Annotated in this window: 14 protein-coding genes; 7 read left to right on the top strand and 7 right to left on the bottom strand. The window is 56.7% G+C overall.

The window, feature by feature from the left end; genetic code table 11:
• Positions 1 to 39 precede the first annotated feature (39 nt).
• The 5 genes from mnmG to ravA all read right to left on the bottom strand — a co-directional run bounded on the left by mnmG (position 40) and on the right by ravA (position 6,279).
• Entirely contained in the window at positions 40 to 1,929 is a 1,890-nt protein-coding gene (gene mnmG, locus RTX96_RS04890; protein ID WP_312670368.1) for a tRNA uridine-5-carboxymethylaminomethyl(34) synthesis enzyme MnmG, read from the bottom strand.
• 373 nt (positions 1,930 to 2,302) lie between these two features.
• Positions 2,303 to 2,752 carry an FMN-binding protein MioC gene (gene mioC / locus RTX96_RS04885; RefSeq protein ID WP_312670367.1) on the bottom strand — a complete coding sequence of 150 codons (450 nt, stop codon included), beginning with the start codon at positions 2,750 to 2,752 and terminating at the stop codon, positions 2,303 to 2,305.
• 90 nt (positions 2,753 to 2,842) lie between these two features.
• Positions 2,843 to 3,301 (bottom strand): transcriptional regulator AsnC, encoded by a 459-nt coding sequence (asnC, locus tag RTX96_RS04880; protein WP_042393528.1) that lies wholly within the window; start codon positions 3,299 to 3,301, stop codon positions 2,843 to 2,845.
• A 36-nt stretch (positions 3,302 to 3,337) separates the two neighbouring features.
• On the bottom strand, positions 3,338 to 4,789 hold the full coding sequence (gene viaA / locus RTX96_RS04875) for an ATPase RavA stimulator ViaA (RefSeq protein ID WP_312670366.1): 1,452 nt from the start codon (positions 4,787 to 4,789) through the stop codon (positions 3,338 to 3,340).
• On the bottom strand, positions 4,786 to 6,279 hold the full coding sequence (ravA, locus tag RTX96_RS04870; RefSeq protein WP_103820598.1) for an ATPase RavA: 1,494 nt from the start codon (positions 6,277 to 6,279) through the stop codon (positions 4,786 to 4,788). The genes viaA and ravA overlap by 4 nt, the downstream gene beginning before the upstream one ends.
• A gap of 218 nt (positions 6,280 to 6,497) precedes the next feature.
• Here ravA and kup point away from each other — a divergent pair, with 218 nt between their 5' ends.
• The 7 genes from kup to rbsR all read left to right on the top strand — a co-directional run bounded on the left by kup (position 6,498) and on the right by rbsR (position 14,355).
• Positions 6,498 to 8,366: a low affinity potassium transporter Kup gene (gene kup, locus RTX96_RS04865; RefSeq protein WP_103820599.1), complete on the top strand. Its 1,869-nt coding sequence runs from the start codon at positions 6,498 to 6,500 to the stop codon at positions 8,364 to 8,366.
• Between the two features lie 185 nt (positions 8,367 to 8,551).
• Positions 8,552 to 8,971 carry a D-ribose pyranase gene (gene rbsD, locus RTX96_RS04860; RefSeq protein ID WP_103820600.1) on the top strand — a complete coding sequence of 140 codons (420 nt, stop codon included), beginning with the start codon at positions 8,552 to 8,554 and terminating at the stop codon, positions 8,969 to 8,971.
• A gap of 7 nt (positions 8,972 to 8,978) precedes the next feature.
• Entirely contained in the window at positions 8,979 to 10,493 is a 1,515-nt protein-coding gene (gene rbsA / locus RTX96_RS04855) for a ribose ABC transporter ATP-binding protein RbsA (protein WP_312670365.1), read from the top strand.
• The gene (gene rbsC / locus RTX96_RS04850) at positions 10,490 to 11,455 is read left to right on the top strand and encodes a ribose ABC transporter permease (RefSeq protein ID WP_312670364.1); all 966 of its coding nucleotides are present in this window, start codon (positions 10,490 to 10,492) and stop codon (positions 11,453 to 11,455) included. The genes rbsA and rbsC overlap by 4 nt, the downstream gene beginning before the upstream one ends.
• Before the next feature lie 26 nt (positions 11,456 to 11,481).
• Entirely contained in the window at positions 11,482 to 12,372 is an 891-nt protein-coding gene (rbsB, locus tag RTX96_RS04845; protein ID WP_312670363.1) for a ribose ABC transporter substrate-binding protein RbsB, read from the top strand.
• Positions 12,373 to 12,429: 57 nt separating this feature from the next.
• A complete protein-coding gene (gene rbsK, locus RTX96_RS04840) occupies positions 12,430 to 13,359 on the top strand; it encodes a ribokinase (RefSeq protein ID WP_312670362.1) in 930 nt (309 codons plus the stop codon).
• A gap of 3 nt (positions 13,360 to 13,362) precedes the next feature.
• A complete protein-coding gene (gene rbsR / locus RTX96_RS04835) occupies positions 13,363 to 14,355 on the top strand; it encodes a ribose operon transcriptional repressor RbsR (RefSeq protein ID WP_312670361.1) in 993 nt (330 codons plus the stop codon).
• Here rbsR and mdtD read toward each other — a convergent pair.
• Together mdtD and RTX96_RS04825 are read right to left on the bottom strand one after the other, a co-directional pair.
• Entirely contained in the window at positions 14,352 to 15,749 is a 1,398-nt protein-coding gene (gene mdtD / locus RTX96_RS04830; protein WP_312670360.1) for a multidrug transporter subunit MdtD, read from the bottom strand. The two genes, rbsR and mdtD, sit on opposite strands and share 4 nt — an antisense overlap.
• Before the next feature lie 11 nt (positions 15,750 to 15,760).
• On the bottom strand, positions 15,761 to 16,465 hold the full coding sequence (locus tag RTX96_RS04825; RefSeq protein ID WP_103820607.1) for a FadR/GntR family transcriptional regulator: 705 nt from the start codon (positions 16,463 to 16,465) through the stop codon (positions 15,761 to 15,763).
• Positions 16,466 to 16,728: the final 263 nt, after the last annotated feature.

The following is a 16,728-nucleotide window of genomic DNA, read 5'->3' as shown; positions in this document are numbered from 1 at the left end:
CGGTAAGCGTTAGCGCCACCGGGCGTTAGCTCTGATAGATCAGGCGCTGCGGCGCAGCATACCCTGTTTCTTCAGCCAGACCAGCAGAATGGAGATGGCGGCAGGGGTGATCCCAGAGATGCGTGATGCCTGGCCAATGGATGACGGTTTGTGATCGTTAAGCTTGGCGATCACCTCGTTGGAGAGGCCGCTCACCTGACGGTAGTCCAGCGTCGCTGGCAGGATAGCGCTTTCGTTACGCAGCTGCTTTTCAATCTCATCCTGCTGGCGGGCGATGTAGCCTTCGTATTTAACCTGGATCTCTACCTGCTCAGCGGCCTGCGGATCGTCAAGGCCTGGCGCAAACGGCGAGAGGTTGACCATTTCGCTGTAGGTCATCTCCGGACGGCGCAGCAGATCCTCACCGTTGGCTTCGCGAGACAGCGGCGCGCTGAGGATAGCATTCACTTCGTCAACCTGCTCAGAGTGCGGGTGCACCCAGATATCCTTCAGACGCTGACGCTCACGCTCAATGCGCTCCAGCTTCTCGTTGAAGCGCGCCCAGCGTTGGTCGTCGACAAGCCCCAGCTCGCGGCCTGCGGCAGTCAAACGCAGGTCGGCGTTATCTTCACGCAGCATCAGACGATACTCGGCGCGGGAGGTAAACATCCGGTACGGCTCTTTGGTACCCAGGGTGCAGAGATCGTCCACCAGCACGCCCAGGTAAGCCTGATCGCGGCGCGGCGCCCAGCCCTCTTTCTCGGCAGAGAAGCGGGCGGCGTTAAGACCTGCCAGCAGACCCTGCGCAGCGGCTTCTTCGTAGCCGGTGGTGCCGTTGATCTGTCCGGCAAAGAAGAGGCCCTGGATAAACTTGCTCTCCAGCGTCGGCTTCAGGTCACGCGGATCGAAGAAGTCATACTCGATGGCATAGCCCGGACGAACAATCTTCGCGTTCTCCATCCCTTGCATGGAGCGGACAATCTGCATCTGTACGTCAAACGGCAGGCTGGTAGAGATGCCGTTCGGGTAAACTTCGTTTGAGGTCAGGCCTTCTGGCTCCAGGAAGATCTGGTGCTGGTTACGATCGGCAAAGCGCATCACCTTGTCTTCGATCGACGGGCAGTAACGTGGGCCGATCCCCTCGATCACCCCGGCGTACATCGGGCTGCGATCGAGGTTATTGCGGATCACGTCATGGGTTTTCTCGTTGGTGTAGGTGATGTAGCACGGCACCTGGCGCGGATGCTGGTCAACGCAACCCATGAACGAGAAGACCGGCAGCGGGTTATCACCATGCTGCTGGGCCAGAACGCTAAAGTCGATGGTACGGGCGTCAATACGCGGCGGCGTACCGGTTTTCAGGCGGTTTACGCGCAGCGGCAGCTCACGCAGGCGGCGCGAGAGTGAAATGGACGGCGGATCGCCTGCCCGGCCACCGCTGTAGTTATCCAGCCCGATATGAATTTTGCCGTCGAGGAAGGTACCGACCGTCAGCACCACCGACTTCGCACGGAATTTGAGGCCCATCTGGGTCACCGCACCGACAACACGATCGTTTTCGACGATCAGATCCTCAACCGCCTGCTGGAAGATCATCAGGTTCGGCTGGTTCTCCAGCGCGGTGCGTACTGCCTGGCGATAGAGCACGCGATCCGCCTGAGCACGGGTCGCCCGCACGGCGGGGCCTTTGCTCGCGTTTAGTATCCTAAACTGAATGCCCGCCTGATCGATCGCGGTGCCCATCAGCCCGCCCAGCGCGTCCACTTCTTTTACCAGGTGTCCTTTCCCAATACCACCGATTGCCGGGTTGCAGGACATCTGCCCCAGCGTGTCGATATTGTGTGTCAGAAGGAGGGTCTGCTGACCCATACGTGCAGCGGCCATTGCAGCCTCGGTACCTGCATGACCCCCGCCAATGATGATGACGTCAAAAGGATCCTGATAAAACATGGTGATTTGCCTCGCGTAGAGCGGTTAGAAAGTGGATGGGTGCCTGGGCGGTGGATTCTACTCAACTTTAGCCCGTCGAGAAAGAGCCGGGATCCTGACTATTAAAAAGAAGATCTTTTTTATTTAAGATCTGTTTTATTATGATCTCTTATTAGGATCGGCATGCCCTGTGGATAAGCAGGATCCTCTTATTAAGATCAACGTGTTATTGAGGATCGTTTGCTGTGAAAGATCGGTGATCCCACGCCGTATAAGCTGGGATCAAAAAGGCGGGTTATGCACAGGTGAAACTTTAAACAAACCTTATACCGTGGATAACTACCGGTTGATCAACGCTTTTAACCAGAGTTACCCACAGCTGATCGCACGATCTTTACACTTCTTTCAGTAAATTGATCCACGATCCCAACCAAATTTCGGCCGGATCCTCCGGAATCTCATGTTCGAGGACGTTGATCCTTAGCGTCTCGCCGATCTGTTTTGCCTGGCAGCCTTTTAATATCTCTTCCAGCTTCTCAATGGCACCACAGAAGGTGTCGTACTCACGGCTACCGAGACCCACTGCGCCAAAGCGAACCTGGGAGAGATCCGGCTGCTGCTCCTGCAACTCTTCATATAAAGGCAGGATGTTATCCGGCAGATCCCCCGCGCCATGCGTGGAGGAGATCAGCAGCCATACGCCATCGGTAGGAAGATCCTCAAGCAGAGGCCCATGCAGCGTGGTGGTAGAGTAGCCTGCATCTTCCAGCTTATCAGCCAGATGTTCTGCAACGTATTCCGCGCCGCCCAGCGTACTGCCGCTGATGAGAGTAATGTCTGCCATGATGATCCGCTCCAATGAGTTAGAGCGGTATTGTACGCTGTGAATGGGCTGGGATCTACCTGTGGAAAATGTGGTAATTGTTTTGCCCGATTAAGGGCGGATGGTACGCATAATCGGGTTCTGCAGGGAGATCAGCGTCTCGGTGGACTGGATCTCATCAATTGTTTGGATCTTGTTGATAAGTACCTGCTGCAGGGCGTCGATCGAACGGCACATCACCTTAATAAAGATGCTGTAGTGGCCAGTGGTGTAGTAGGCCTCGGTGACCTCTTCCAGGCTCTCCAGCTTCGCCAGCGCTGACGGGTAGTCTTTGGCGCTCTTGAGGATAATGCCGATAAAGCAGCAGACGTCATAGCCGAGCTGTTTCGGGCTGACATCAATGCGCGCACCGGTGATGATGCCCGCCTGCTTCATCTTCTCTACCCGTACGTGGATGGTCCCGGGGCTGACGCCAAACTGCTTCGCCAGTTCGGCATAGGCCGTACGGGCATTGGCCATCAGCGCCTCCAGAATGCCTCGGTCGAGGTTGTCGATCTGGTAACTTTCCATAATGTTCAGCCGTTATTATTCAGTATTGAGTTGAAGTTAACGCTTCCAGCGGCGCAGCAGGCGGCTGCGCATACCGGTGTCAAAGCGCCAGATATGATCGAAAATACGCATGATCCCCGGCTTGCCGTGGGCGGACATCGCCACCGCGTGAAAACGGTGCTGATGCACCTGCTGCAGCGTTTTGATCTGATTGACCACTTCATCCGGCAGGCGCTGGGCGATAAAGTCCGAGATCACTACCGCGTCGGCATCCGCCCACTCGCCGCCCTGCATCCGCTCGATCACGGCGCGAAAGCAGCTGGCGAGATCGGTCCCGCCGCGAAAGCGCTGGCTCAGGAAGCGGATCGCCTCCTCTAACCCCTGCGATCCCGAAAGCTCATAGCGTACCACCTCGCTGGAAAACAGCATGATATAGCAGCGCCGGTTATCTGCCAGCGCCACGCGCATTAGCGCCAGGCAGAACGCCTTGGCACACTGTTCGTTAAAGCCGCCCATTGAACCAGAGGTATCGACGCAGATAATAAAGGGCCCGCGCGGCTGCTCATCGACGCTTTGATGCACCACCGGACGCTGGGTGATCTTCTCCCGCCAGGCGTCACCGTGCAGGCGGTAGGTGAGAAGCTGCTTCTCCACCAGCCGACGGTAGAACTCATACTCCAGCTCGGTAATGCCGAGGGTCGCCAGCTCGGGCGGCAGCAAGCGCAGAATATCATCGCTCTGTTGCAGGCCGTCCACCTGCTCCGGCACCGAGGCCGGCTCGCGTACCAGCGTGCGGAAGGTCTCCATCGGCGAATCTTTTTTCGGTACCGATTTCGCCTCCCGGGAACGACCAAGCTGCTCGGCCAGCTGTTTCAGCTCCGGCTGCTCGGCAAGAAAGTCACCGTAGCGGACGATAAGCTGATAGTCACCGCGCTTTAGCTGCCCGGCGCTCATGTCCCACAGCCGCCCGGCGGCGTTCTCATTCTCGATCAGCACCGACTCCAGTTGGCCGCTTAGCTTCATGCGCTCCTGAACTTCGCTCAGTAGCTGGTCGCGCTCCTCCTCCAGCAGTTGTTGGTTGAGCGTCGTCGCCTGCACTACCAGGCTCAGCCGCCAGCGCTGTAAAAAGAGGGTATGCAGCGCAGGGGTAAGGGTAGGGTTATCGGCGACCAGCTGGCTGGCCTGCTCGGCATAGGGCGAGCGCACCTTCGCCAACAGGGTGAGGATCTGCGGAAGCTGGACAATAAACTGCGGCGTCGCCAGCAGCTGGGTCTGCTGGTAGCAGAGAAACTCCTCGGTAAGCTCCGGTGGGACCGCCGTCTCCTTTAGCCTGCTTCTTAGCGCCTCTCGCCAGCGGGGAACGTCATCGGTAATGGCGCGCCTGAGCCGGGGAAACTTTTCAAAGAACACCGCCAGCTGCGGCGAGGCCAGCAGGGCGACGATCAGCTCCTCTATCAGCCCCTCTTCACCCACCGCCAGCATCACGTTCAGCGTATCGAGGGTGATCATTGCCGAGCCTGTTTGATCTGCGCGCCGACGTCCTGCAGGCTGGCCTCAATGCGCCCTAACCAGTCGCTGTGAATAAACAGGCACTTCTGCTGTTCGCTGAAGCGGGTATGCTGCTGGTGCCATGTATTATCCAGCGCTTCGAGCTGCTGAGTGATCTCCTCCGGTACGTTCTCCTGAGAGGTGCCGGGCAGCGCCAGCCGGGAGGCCTGCAGGCTGACGTCGCGAACGATCAGGTGCAGGGTGGCATCCACCTCCATATTGAGCACCTGGGCAAAGCCAATCCCGTTAAGCTTGCCGCGGATCTCTCCGCCCTTCATCAGCCACTGCTCCAGCGGGGCGCGTTCGAGAGTAATATGCACCACCTGCATATCGTGTAGCTTGAGCGGCTGCTGGAGCAGCAGGGTCAGCGTATCGTCGCTGATGTCCGGGGGCAGTTCATAGTGTGGACGCCGGCTGAACATGCCGCTCTGGCGCTGCACTTTGAGGGCGGTCTTGTCGCTCTGCTGCTGCTGAAGCTGGATACGCCGTTGGGCAATGGCGCCCAGCTGGACCAGCATGGCCTGCTGCTGCCAGGCGTGTCCGGTCATCAATATGTCGACCTGCTGGGCGAGCAGCTCCCGGCTCTGGGCGTCATGCCACAGGCAATCTTTTAGCAGGATAAGATCGATGGGGGATACTGCATCGCGCCCGCAGAAGAAGGCGCTGGCCTGCAGCAGGCGGATCGCCTTTTTCCAGCGTCGGTCAGAGACGTAGGGGGCATGGGGAAGGTTATCCAGCTGCTGGCGCAGCATGAAGATCAGCTCGAATACTGCATCGGGCAGGGTGATATGGCCTATCTCCTGCTGCCACTGCTGATACTCTTCGTCCGTCACCTGTAGCGAGGCCGGAACCGGGTTATCGTTCTCATCCTGCTGGCTGACCAGCATTGCACGGAAGTTTCCTTTATCCTGCACTTTGTCCAACCAGAGGCGGATCAGCATACGGTCGTAAAGCGCCTCCAGGCTGCTGTCGGCTTCAGGGAGTTCATTGGACGCTGCCACCAGCAGGCGCATCGGGATCTTCTCTTCCGTGGCGCCGTTGCGGAATCGTCGTTCATTGATGGCAGTCAGCAGGGTATTCAGAATAGCGGGACCGGCTTTCCAGATTTCGTCCAGGAAGACGATCTCTGCCTCCGGAAGATAACCTGCGGTCAAACGCTCGTAGCGCCCTTCATCTTTTAGCGCCTGGATCGACAGCGGACCAAAAACTTCTTCCGGCGTCGAAAAGCGGGTCATCAGGTATTCAAAGGCGCGAGCATGCTGAAAGGCAAACTTTAGTCGACGGGCAATGAGGCTTTTTGCAATACCGGGCGGACCAAGAAGAAATACACTCTCCCCGCTGAGTGCAGCCAGCAGGCACAGGCGGATAGCGTGGCTACGCTCATACAGCCCTTTTTCCAGCGCGCTGCTGAGACGGGAAATTCTTTCTGCTAATAAATGTGAGTGAGCCATAATTGTTCTGCATCCTTTCGCCGCTGTATCGGTGGACAAAAGTGAGTATACGTTTCAACAAGGGCTTGTAATAGACGGAATAATGCCTTCGTATTCTTTGCGCCAGGATAACCCTGTCGCATTTAGGGCTTCGATTTATTGAAGAATCATGCATACTGTGCGCTTTTGTGGGCCAAGGGACTAAGCGCACACTTGTCATCCATACAAAAGATTAGTCTATGAGCACTGATAATAAGCAATCATTGTCTGCGGTTACCCTCGCAGCGATTGGGGTTGTCTACGGTGATATCGGGACCAGCCCGCTTTATACTCTTCGTGAATGTTTGTCCGGTCAGTTTGGTTTTGGCGTCGAACGTGACGCGGTGTTTGGCTTTCTGTCACTCATCTTCTGGCTGCTGATTTTTGTTGTTTCTATTAAGTATCTGACCTTTGTGATGCGGGCTGATAACGCCGGCGAAGGGGGGATCCTGACCCTGATGTCGCTGGCGGGGCGCAACACCTCGGCGCGAATGACCTCGGTACTGGTGATCATGGGATTGATTGGCGGCAGCTTCTTCTATGGAGAAGTGGTGATCACGCCAGCGATCTCAGTGATGTCGGCTATCGAGGGGCTGGAGATTATCGCCCCCTCGCTGGATAGCTGGGTCGTACCGTTGGCCATCGTGGTGCTGACGCTGCTGTTTATGATCCAGAAACACGGTACCGGGCTGGTGGGTAAGCTGTTTGCGCCGATCATGCTGGCGTGGTTTATCATCCTGGCGGTGCTGGGCCTGCGCGGGATTATCTCTAATCCTGAGGTGTTGCAGGCGCTGAATCCAATGTGGGCGGTGCACTTCTTCCTCGAATATAAAGCCGTGTCGTTTGTGGCATTGGGCGCGGTAGTGCTGTCGATCACCGGCGTAGAGGCGCTGTATGCCGACATGGGCCACTTCGGTAAGCTGCCGATCCGTCTGGCGTGGTTCAGCCTTGTGCTGCCGTCGCTGGCGCTGAACTATTTCGGCCAGGGCGCGCTGCTGCTCAAACACCCGGAGGCGATCAAGAACCCGTTCTTCCTGCTGGCCCCGGAGTGGGCGCTGATCCCGATGCTGCTTATCGCTACCCTGGCAACGGTTATCGCCTCCCAGGCGGTGATCTCCGGCGTCTTCTCGCTTACCCGGCAGGCGGTGCGTCTGGGCTACCTGTCGCCGATGCGCATTATTCACACCTCAGAGATGGAGTCTGGCCAGATCTACATTCCTTTTGTTAACTGGCTCCTCTACTTTGCCGTGGTGATTGTGATCGTTAGCTTTGAACGTTCAAGCAACCTGGCGGCGGCGTACGGTATCGCGGTGACCGGCACAATGGTGCTGACCTCTATCCTGTCCACTACCGTGGCGCGTAAAAACTGGCACTGGAACAAGTTCCTGGTGGCACTGATTCTGGTGGCGTTCCTCTGTATCGATATTCCGCTCTTCTCGGCGAACCTCGATAAACTGCTCTCTGGCGGCTGGCTGCCGTTGAGCCTTGGCATCGTGATGTTCCTGATCATGACCACGTGGAAAAGCGAGCGCTTCCGCCTGCTGCGGCGTATGCACGAGCACGGCAATTCTCTGGAGGCGATGATCGCCTCGCTGGAGAAATCCCCGCCGGTGCGGGTGCCGGGTACAGCAGTCTATATGTCGCGTGCCCTGAATGTTATTCCGTTCGCGATGCTGCATAACCTCAAGCACAACAAGGTCCTGCACGAGCGGGTGATCCTGCTGACCCTGCGCACAGAGGACGCGCCCTATGTGCATAACGTCCGCCGGGTACAGATTGAGCAGCTTTCGCCGACCTTCTGGCGCGTGGTAGCCAGCTACGGCTGGCGCGAGACGCCGAACGTGGAGGAGGTGTTCCACCGCTGCGGGCTGGAGGGGTTAAGCTGTCGCATGATGGAGACCTCGTTCTTTATGTCCCACGAGTCGTTGATCGTGGGCAAGCGGCCGTGGTACCTGCGCCTGCGCGGCAAGCTCTACCTGGTGCTGCAGCGTAATGCCCTGCGCGCCCCGGACCAGTTTGAGATCCCGCCTAACCGGGTGATTGAGCTGGGTACCCAAGTCGAGATTTAAACCTGCCAAATGCCGGGTGGCGCTTCGCTTACCCGGCCTACCTCTCTTTACTTCAATTTCTCTTTCAATTTGCGAGCGAAACGTTTCGATGCCGATCACAGTTCTTTAACGTGGTGATGGTTAAATGAACGGAATCCGGCATACACTGGCACCAGCGAAACGTTTCGCTAGTGGAGCCAGAAAAAATGAAGAAAGGATCTGTACTGAACTCTGAAATCTCGTCGGTTATCTCCCGTCTTGGGCATACCGATACGCTCGTGGTGTGCGATGCCGGCCTGCCGGTTCCCCACAGCACACAACGCATCGATATGGCATTAACCCAAGGGGTACCTTCGTTTATGCAGGTACTTGAGGTGGTCACTACCGAGATGCAGGTTGAGGCAGCCATTCTCGCAACGGAAATCAAACAGCATAATCCGCAGCTCCACGAAGCGTTGCTCAACCATATTGAGCAGCTGCAGCAACGCCAGGGAAATACCATAGAAGTGCGCTACACCACGCACGAAGCATTTAAACAAAACACCGCAGCAAGCCAGGCGGTTATTCGCAGCGGGGAGTGTTCCCCGTATGCGAATATCATTCTCTGTGCTGGCGTCACCTTCTGAGGCCATCATGGACGCACTACTTCAGCTTAAGGGGATCGACAAAGCGTTTCCCGGCGTAAAAGCCCTCTCCGGCGCCGCGCTTAACGTCTATTCAGGCCGTGTGATGGCGCTGGTCGGCGAGAACGGCGCGGGCAAATCTACCATGATGAAAGTGTTAACCGGTATCTATACCCGTGATGCCGGTTCGCTGCTGTGGCTGGGCCAGGAGACCACCTTTAACGGACCTAAATCGTCCCAAGAGGCGGGGATCGGTATTATCCATCAGGAGTTGAACCTGATCCCGCAGCTGACCATCGCCGAAAACATCTTTTTAGGCCGCGAATTCGTTAACCGCTTTGGCAAAATCGACTGGAAGAAGATGTATGCCGAAGCGGACATTCTGCTGGCAAAACTCAACCTGCGCTTTAAGAGCGACAGGCTGGTGGGCGAGCTCTCCATTGGTGATCAGCAGATGGTGGAGATCGCCAAGGTGCTGAGCTTCGAGTCAAAAGTCATCGTTATGGATGAGCCGACCGATGCGCTCACCGATACCGAAACCGACTCCCTGTTCCGCGTGATCCGCGAACTGAAATCCCAGGGGCGCGGCATTGTCTACATCTCCCACCGTATGAAAGAGATCTTCGAGATCTGCGATGACGTGACCGTCTTCCGTGACGGGCAGTTTATCGCCGAGCGTGAGGTTAACTCGCTCACGGAAGATACGCTGATTGAGATGATGGTGGGACGCAAGCTGGAAGATCAGTATCCACATCTTGATAAAGCACCGGGTGAGATGCGTCTGAAGGTCGACAACTTGAGCGGACCGGGGGTGAACGATGTCTCCTTTACCCTGCGCCAGGGTGAAATCCTCGGCGTCGCCGGGCTGATGGGCGCCGGACGTACCGAACTGATGAAGGTGTTGTACGGCGCGCTATCGCGTACCGGCGGCACCGTTACCCTCGACGGCCGTGAGGTGGTGACCCGTTCGCCGCAGGATGGCCTGGCCAACGGTATCGTCTATATCTCAGAGGATCGTAAGCGCGATGGCCTGGTGCTGGGTATGTCGGTGAAAGAGAACATGTCCCTGACCGCGCTGCGCTACTTTAGCCGCAGCGGCGGCAGCCTGAAGCATAGCGATGAGCAGCAGGCGGTGAGCGACTTTATCCGCCTGTTTAACGTCAAAACGCCCTCTATGGAGCAGCCTATCGGCCTGCTCTCCGGCGGCAATCAGCAAAAAATCGCTATCGCCCGGGGACTGATGACGCGTCCGAAAGTATTAATCCTCGACGAACCCACGCGCGGCGTGGACGTCGGTGCCAAAAAAGAGATCTATCAGCTCATCAACCAGTTTAAAGCGGATGGGCTAAGCATCATTCTGGTGTCGTCCGAAATGCCAGAGGTGCTTGGCATGAGCGATCGCATCATGGTGATGCATGAAGGAGAGTTGGGCGGCGAGTTCACGCGTGAACAGGCAACCCAGGAAGTGCTGATGGCTGCCGCCGTTGGCAAGCTAAATCGCGAGACCCAGGAGTCAACGATATGAGTACCCAGACCGTTATCCCCCGCCGCTACTTTAATAAGGCGTGGCTGATGGAACAGAAATCGCTGATTGCCCTGCTGGTGCTGATTGCGATTGTCTCCACGATGAGCCCTAACTTTTTTACCATCAATAACCTGTTCAACATCCTGCAGCAGACCTCGGTGAACGCCATTATGGCGGTGGGGATGACGCTGGTGATCCTGACCTCGGGAATCGATCTCTCCGTGGGCTCGCTGCTGGCGCTCACCGGCGCGGTGGCGGCCTCGCTTGTCGGAATGGAGGTTAACGCGCTGGTGGCCATTGCCGCCGCGCTGGCACTGGGCGCTGCGGTTGGAGCCATGACCGGGGTGATAGTCGCGAAAGGCCGGGTGCAGGCGTTTATCGCCACCCTGGTGATGATGCTGCTGCTGCGCGGTGTGACGATGGTCTATACCAACGGCAGCCCGGTGAATACCGGCTTTACCGACAACGCCGATCTCTTTGGCTGGTTTGGTATTGGCCGTCCGCTGGGGATCCCGGCGCCGGTGTGGATCATGGGCATCGTCTTCCTGGCCGCTTGGTATATGCTGCACCACACGCGCCTGGGCCGCTATATCTACGCGCTGGGCGGTAACGAAGCGGCCACGCGCCTCTCCGGCATCAGCGTTAATAAAGTTAAAATCATCGTCTATTCCCTGAGTGGCCTGCTGGCTTCGCTGGCGGGCATCATCGAGGTGGCGCGTCTCTCCTCTGCACAACCGACTGCGGGTACCGGCTATGAGCTGGATGCCATCGCTGCGGTCGTATTAGGCGGTACCAGTCTCGCGGGGGGTAAAGGCCGCATTGTGGGCACGCTGATTGGTGCGCTGATCCTTGGTTTCCTTAACAACGGACTGAATTTGCTGGGTGTTTCCTCCTATTACCAGATGATCGTTAAGGCAGTGGTGATTTTGCTGGCGGTGCTGGTAGACAACAAAAAGCAGTAATAAATGACATTACAGGACATCTGATTATGAACATGAAAAAACTGGCTACTCTGGTCTCTGCTGTCGCACTGAGTGCAACCGTGAGCGCGAACGCGATGGCGAAAGACACCATTGCGCTGGTGATCTCTACCCTGAACAACCCGTTTTTTGTTTCGCTGAAGGATGGCGCACAGAAAGAGGCGGACAAGCTGGGCTATAACCTGGTGGTGCTGGATTCCCAGAACAACCCGGCGAAAGAGCTGGCTAACGTGCAGGACCTGACCGTGCGCGGTACTAAAATCCTGCTGATCAACCCAACCGACTCCGATGCGGTGGGCAACGCCGTGAAGATGGCGAACCAGGCAAAAATTCCGGTCATCACCCTGGACCGCGTAGCGGCCAAAGGTGAAGTGGTAAGCCATATCGCCTCTGATAACGTGCTGGGCGGCAAAATTGCTGGCGATTATATCGCGAAGAAAGCCGGTGAAAGCGCGAAGGTCATTGAGCTGCAGGGTATCGCTGGTACCTCTGCCGCCCGCGAGCGTGGCGAGGGCTTCCAGCAGGCCGTGACAGCACACAAATTCAACGTGCTGGCTAGCCAGCCGGCGGATTTCGACCGCACCAAAGGTCTGAACGTGATGCAGAACCTGCTGACCGCGCACCCTGACGTGCAGGCCGTCTTTGCCCAGAACGATGAGATGGCGCTGGGCGCGCTGCGTGCGCTGCAGACGGCGGGTAAATCCGACGTGATGGTAGTGGGCTTCGACGGCACGCCGGACGGTGAGAAAGCGGTGAACGACGGCAAACTGGCGGCAACCATCGCCCAGCTGCCGGAGCAGATCGGCGCGAAAGGCATTGAAACTGCTGATAAAGTATTGAAAGGCGAAAAGGTTCAGGCGAAATACCCGGTTGACCTGAAGCTGGTTATTAAACAGTAATCACGTTTTAAGGCTTACGCCACCAGAAGGTGGCGTACCTTACAGGATGAACCCACCATGAAAACAGCAGGTAAGCTCGTTGTCCTTGGCAGCATCAATGCCGATCACATTCTCAACCTTGACGCTTTCCCGATGCCGGGCGAAACCGTGACCGGTACCCACTATCAGGTCGCCTTCGGCGGTAAAGGGGCCAACCAGGCGGTCGCCGCCGGGCGCAGCGGAGCGCAAATTGCATTTATCGCCTGCACCGGCAGCGACGATACCGGGGAGCGGATCCGCGCCCAGCTGGTGAGCGATAACATTGACGTTACGCCAGTAAGCGTTCTGGACGGCGAGTCCACCGGTGTTGCCCTGATCTTTGTCAACGGCGAAGGGGAGAATGTCATCGGTATTCATGCGGGTGCCAACGCTGCCCTCTCACCTGAGCGGGTTGCCGCTCAGCGGGCGCTCATTACTAACGCAGACGCGCTGCTGATGCAGCTGGAATCGCCGGTTGAGAGCGTGCTGGCCGCTGCAAAGATTGCTCATGAAAATCATACCACTGTCGTACTGAACCCGGCTCCGGCGCGTGTATTATCTGACGAGCTGCTGACGCTGGTGGACATTATCACTCCGAATGAAACCGAAGCGGAAAAGCTGACGGGCATTCGCGTAGAAAGCGACAGCGATGCCGAGCGCGCGGCGCTCGCGCTGCATGATAAAGGCATCGGTACGGTGATCATTACCCTTGGCAGCCGCGGCGTATGGGCCAGCGTCAACGGTGAGGGCCGCCGGATGCCGGGCTTTAAGGTCAACGCCATTGATACGATTGCGGCGGGCGATACCTTTAACGGCGCACTGGTGACCGCGCTGCTGGAGGATAAGCCGCTTAATGAGGCGATTGTGTTTGCCCATGCCGCGGCGGCGATTGCCGTCACGCGCAAAGGCGCGCAGCCGTCTGTGCCGTGGCGTAACGAAATTAACGATTTCCTGAGTCAGCAGGAGTAACGCGTGGCCACCATGAAGGACGTTGCCCGCCTGGCGGGCGTTTCCACCTCGACGGTTTCGCACGTCATTAATAACGATCGCTTTGTCAGCGACGCGATTCGGGAGAAGGTGGAGGAGGCGATCAAAAGCCTTAACTACGCTCCTTCGGCGCTGGCGCGCAGTCTTAAGCTCAAGCAAACCCGCACCATCGGGATGCTGATCACGGCCAGCTCTAACCCCTTCTTCTCCGAGCTGGTGCGCGGCGTTGAGCGTAGCTGCTTCGAACGCGGTTACAGCCTGGTGCTCTGTAATACCGAAGGCGATGAGGAGCGGATGAACCGTAATCTGGAGACGCTGATGCAAAAGCGCGTCGACGGGCTGCTGGTGCTATGTACCGAGACGCATCAGCTTTCGCGGGAGATTATCCAGCGCTACCCCTCTATACCTACCGTCATGATGGACTGGGCGCCTTTTGAAGGGGATATCGATATCATTCAGGACAACTCGCTGCTGGGCGGCGATATGGCAACCCAGTATCTGATTGATAAAGGCTTTACCCGTATCGCCTGCATTACCGGGCCGCTGGATAAAACGCCTGCGCGGCTGCGTCTGGAGGGTTATCGGGCAGCAATGGCCCGAGCGGGCCTGCCTATACGCGAAGGCGACGAGATTATCGGTGACTTTGAGTTTGGCAGCGGCGTTGCGGCTATGCAGACCCTGCTGGCGCAGCAGGAGCGTCCCCAGGCGGTATTTATTGGTAACGACGCGATGGCCGTTGGCGCTTACCAAGCGCTGTATCAGGCGGGGCTTAAGGTCCCGGAGGATATGGCCATCATTGGCTACGACGATATCGAGCTGGCACGCTATATGACTCCGCCGCTCACCACCGTCCATCAGCCTAAGGATGAACTGGGTGAGCTGGCGATTGATGTTCTGACCCACCGCATTGCCGATCCGACTCTCTCCCAGCAGCGGCTGCAACTGACGCCGGTGCTAATGACGCGCGGCTCCGCTTAAGGCTTGTGCCGCTCCTTAATCAGGTTCCGCCCATCTTTCGGTTTAAGTAACAAGAAGACGGATGCTGAGATGAGGGTGATCACGCCCATAGTAATAAAGGTGTAGTGGAACTGCTCTATGGTATTGGCGTTCTCAAACCCTTCATAAAACCGCAGCACCGCCGCACTGACGGCTACCCCAAGACTGATCGATAGCTGCTGGGTTACGGCCAGCATACTGTTGCCGCTGCTGGCGTTCTCGTCGGTTAGGTCTGCAAGCGTAATGGTGTTCATGGCCGTGAACTGGGTGGACATCGCCATCCCTAATATAAATAGCGGCAGGATCAGCAGCCATACCTCCATTGATGGCGACTGAAGCGCAAACTGCGCGATCATCACGCCAATAATCACCGTTATGCCAAACAGCGTCTTGCGATAGCCGAACCAGCGCAGTATCTGGGTAACGGTGGATTTCGCCAGAATTGAGCCTATCGCAGTGGGGGCAATCATGCAGCCGGCAATAATCGCCGGATAGCCGAAGCCGACCTGAAGCATCAGCGGCATCAGAAAAGGAACGCAGCCGGTTCCGAGGCGTGAGGCGATGTTGCCAGCAATCCCGACGGAAAAGGTGCGCGTCCTGAATATCGGCAGGGCAATGAGCGGCGAGGGGTGACGGCGAGCGTGGCGGATATAGGCGTAAAACAGCACTAAGCTGCTAAAGATAATGGTCAGGGCCAGCCAGGTAGCAACCAGTTTTTCACCAAACAGCTCAATGCCAATAGAGAAAAGCACCAGGCTTATGCCGAACAGCAGAAAACCGCTCATGTCGAAACGGCGGCGCGGCGTGGTGAAATCAGGCATATATTTACGCGCGTAGAACAGTCCGGCAATGCCAATCGGGATGTTGATCAGGAATATCCAGTGCCAGCTGGCCCAGGTAACCAGAACGCCACCTAGTACCGGCCCCAGAATGGGCCCCACCAGACCAGGCATAGTGACAAAGTTGAGCACCGGAAGTAATTCACTGCGCGGATAGGCTCTCAGCAGCGCAAGACGCGCAACCGGCATCATCATCGCGCCGCCTATCCCCTGTACGACACGAAAGATAACTAACATCCCCAGCGAGTTTGATAGCGCACAGGCCAGAGACCCTAAGGTAAACAGCGAAACCGCCAGCATAAAAATGCGTCGTGTGCCAAAGCGGTCAGCCAGCCAACCGCTAACCGGGATCAGCATAGCAACGGTCAGGGTATAGCTGATGATCGCCGACTGCATCGCCAACGGGGAGCGGTTAAGACTTTGCGCTATAGCCGGTAGTGCGGTATTGAGAATAGTGGCGTCCAGCGCCTGCATAAAGAAGGCCATTGCCGCAATCCACGGCAAACCCGCCATGCTACGCGCTTTTTTCTTGGTCATACTGCGTCCTGTTATTTAGCCTCAGGCGGATGCGGCGCATTAAGCAACGCCTGACATGCGCTAAAGGCGCGTTCTCCATCGCTATCCTGAATGGCATCCACAATAGCCTGATGATTTTCAAGTTTTACCACTTCATTATGCGTAATAGAGTTGAAGTAGGTGTGATAAATAGAGTGAAAAAGCGTGGCGAATGACGATAAGAAGGGATTACTGCTCATGGCATAGATATGTTCGTGCCAGGCGGTATCTACGTCTAGCCAGCGTTCGCGATGAAAATTTTGGTTTAACTCTATCATCTCTTCCATCAGCGTATTGAGGTGAGCTTTCTGCTCGGCGCTGCCCAACTCGGCTGCCAGCCGACAGGCCTGAGGTTCCAGCGTGCTGCGTAAAACCAGAAAGTGGTCGATCACCTCATGGAAGTTATTGTCCGTCATCCACCAGGAGAGCAGCTCCTGATCGAGAAAGTTCCAGCTCCCTTTAGGCATAACGCGCGTACCAATGCGCGGGCGTGGTAGTACCATCCCCTTCGCCGTTAATGTTTTCACTGCCTCCCTGACTGCCGTTCGGCTTACGCCAAATTCGTCGCCCAGCTCCATTTCAGCGGGCAGAATTGAGCCTGGCGCATACTCACCGGTTAAGATCCGCTGGGCCAGCTTCTCTGCCAGGACATAGGAAAGGTTTTTCTGGGCTGCTAAATGCTGTGCGCTTAATGGCATATATCATATTCCTTCTTCTATTTATCTCTTTCAGTATGCCACCTGACACAGGTTATCGGCGCAAAATTCAACAAATACAGCCAGTCGTGACGGTTTTTAATACGTATTGGTGAAAAATAGTGCGCTTGAAAAGTTTTTTGCATTTAAGACTTGTCAGCCCCGAATAACTCCCTATAATGCGCCTCCACTGACACGGAACAACGGCACACAAGCCGCCGGGTCAGCGGGACTTCTCCGGAAGTTCTGCCAGAGAAAAGCGAAAA

It is taken from the genome of Pseudescherichia sp. (assembly GCF_032052675.1).
GTDB lineage: Bacteria > Pseudomonadota > Gammaproteobacteria > Enterobacterales > Enterobacteriaceae > Pseudescherichia.
The sequence above is the reverse complement of the archived record's forward strand: the minus strand, read 5'-3'. Positions and strand labels throughout refer to the sequence as shown.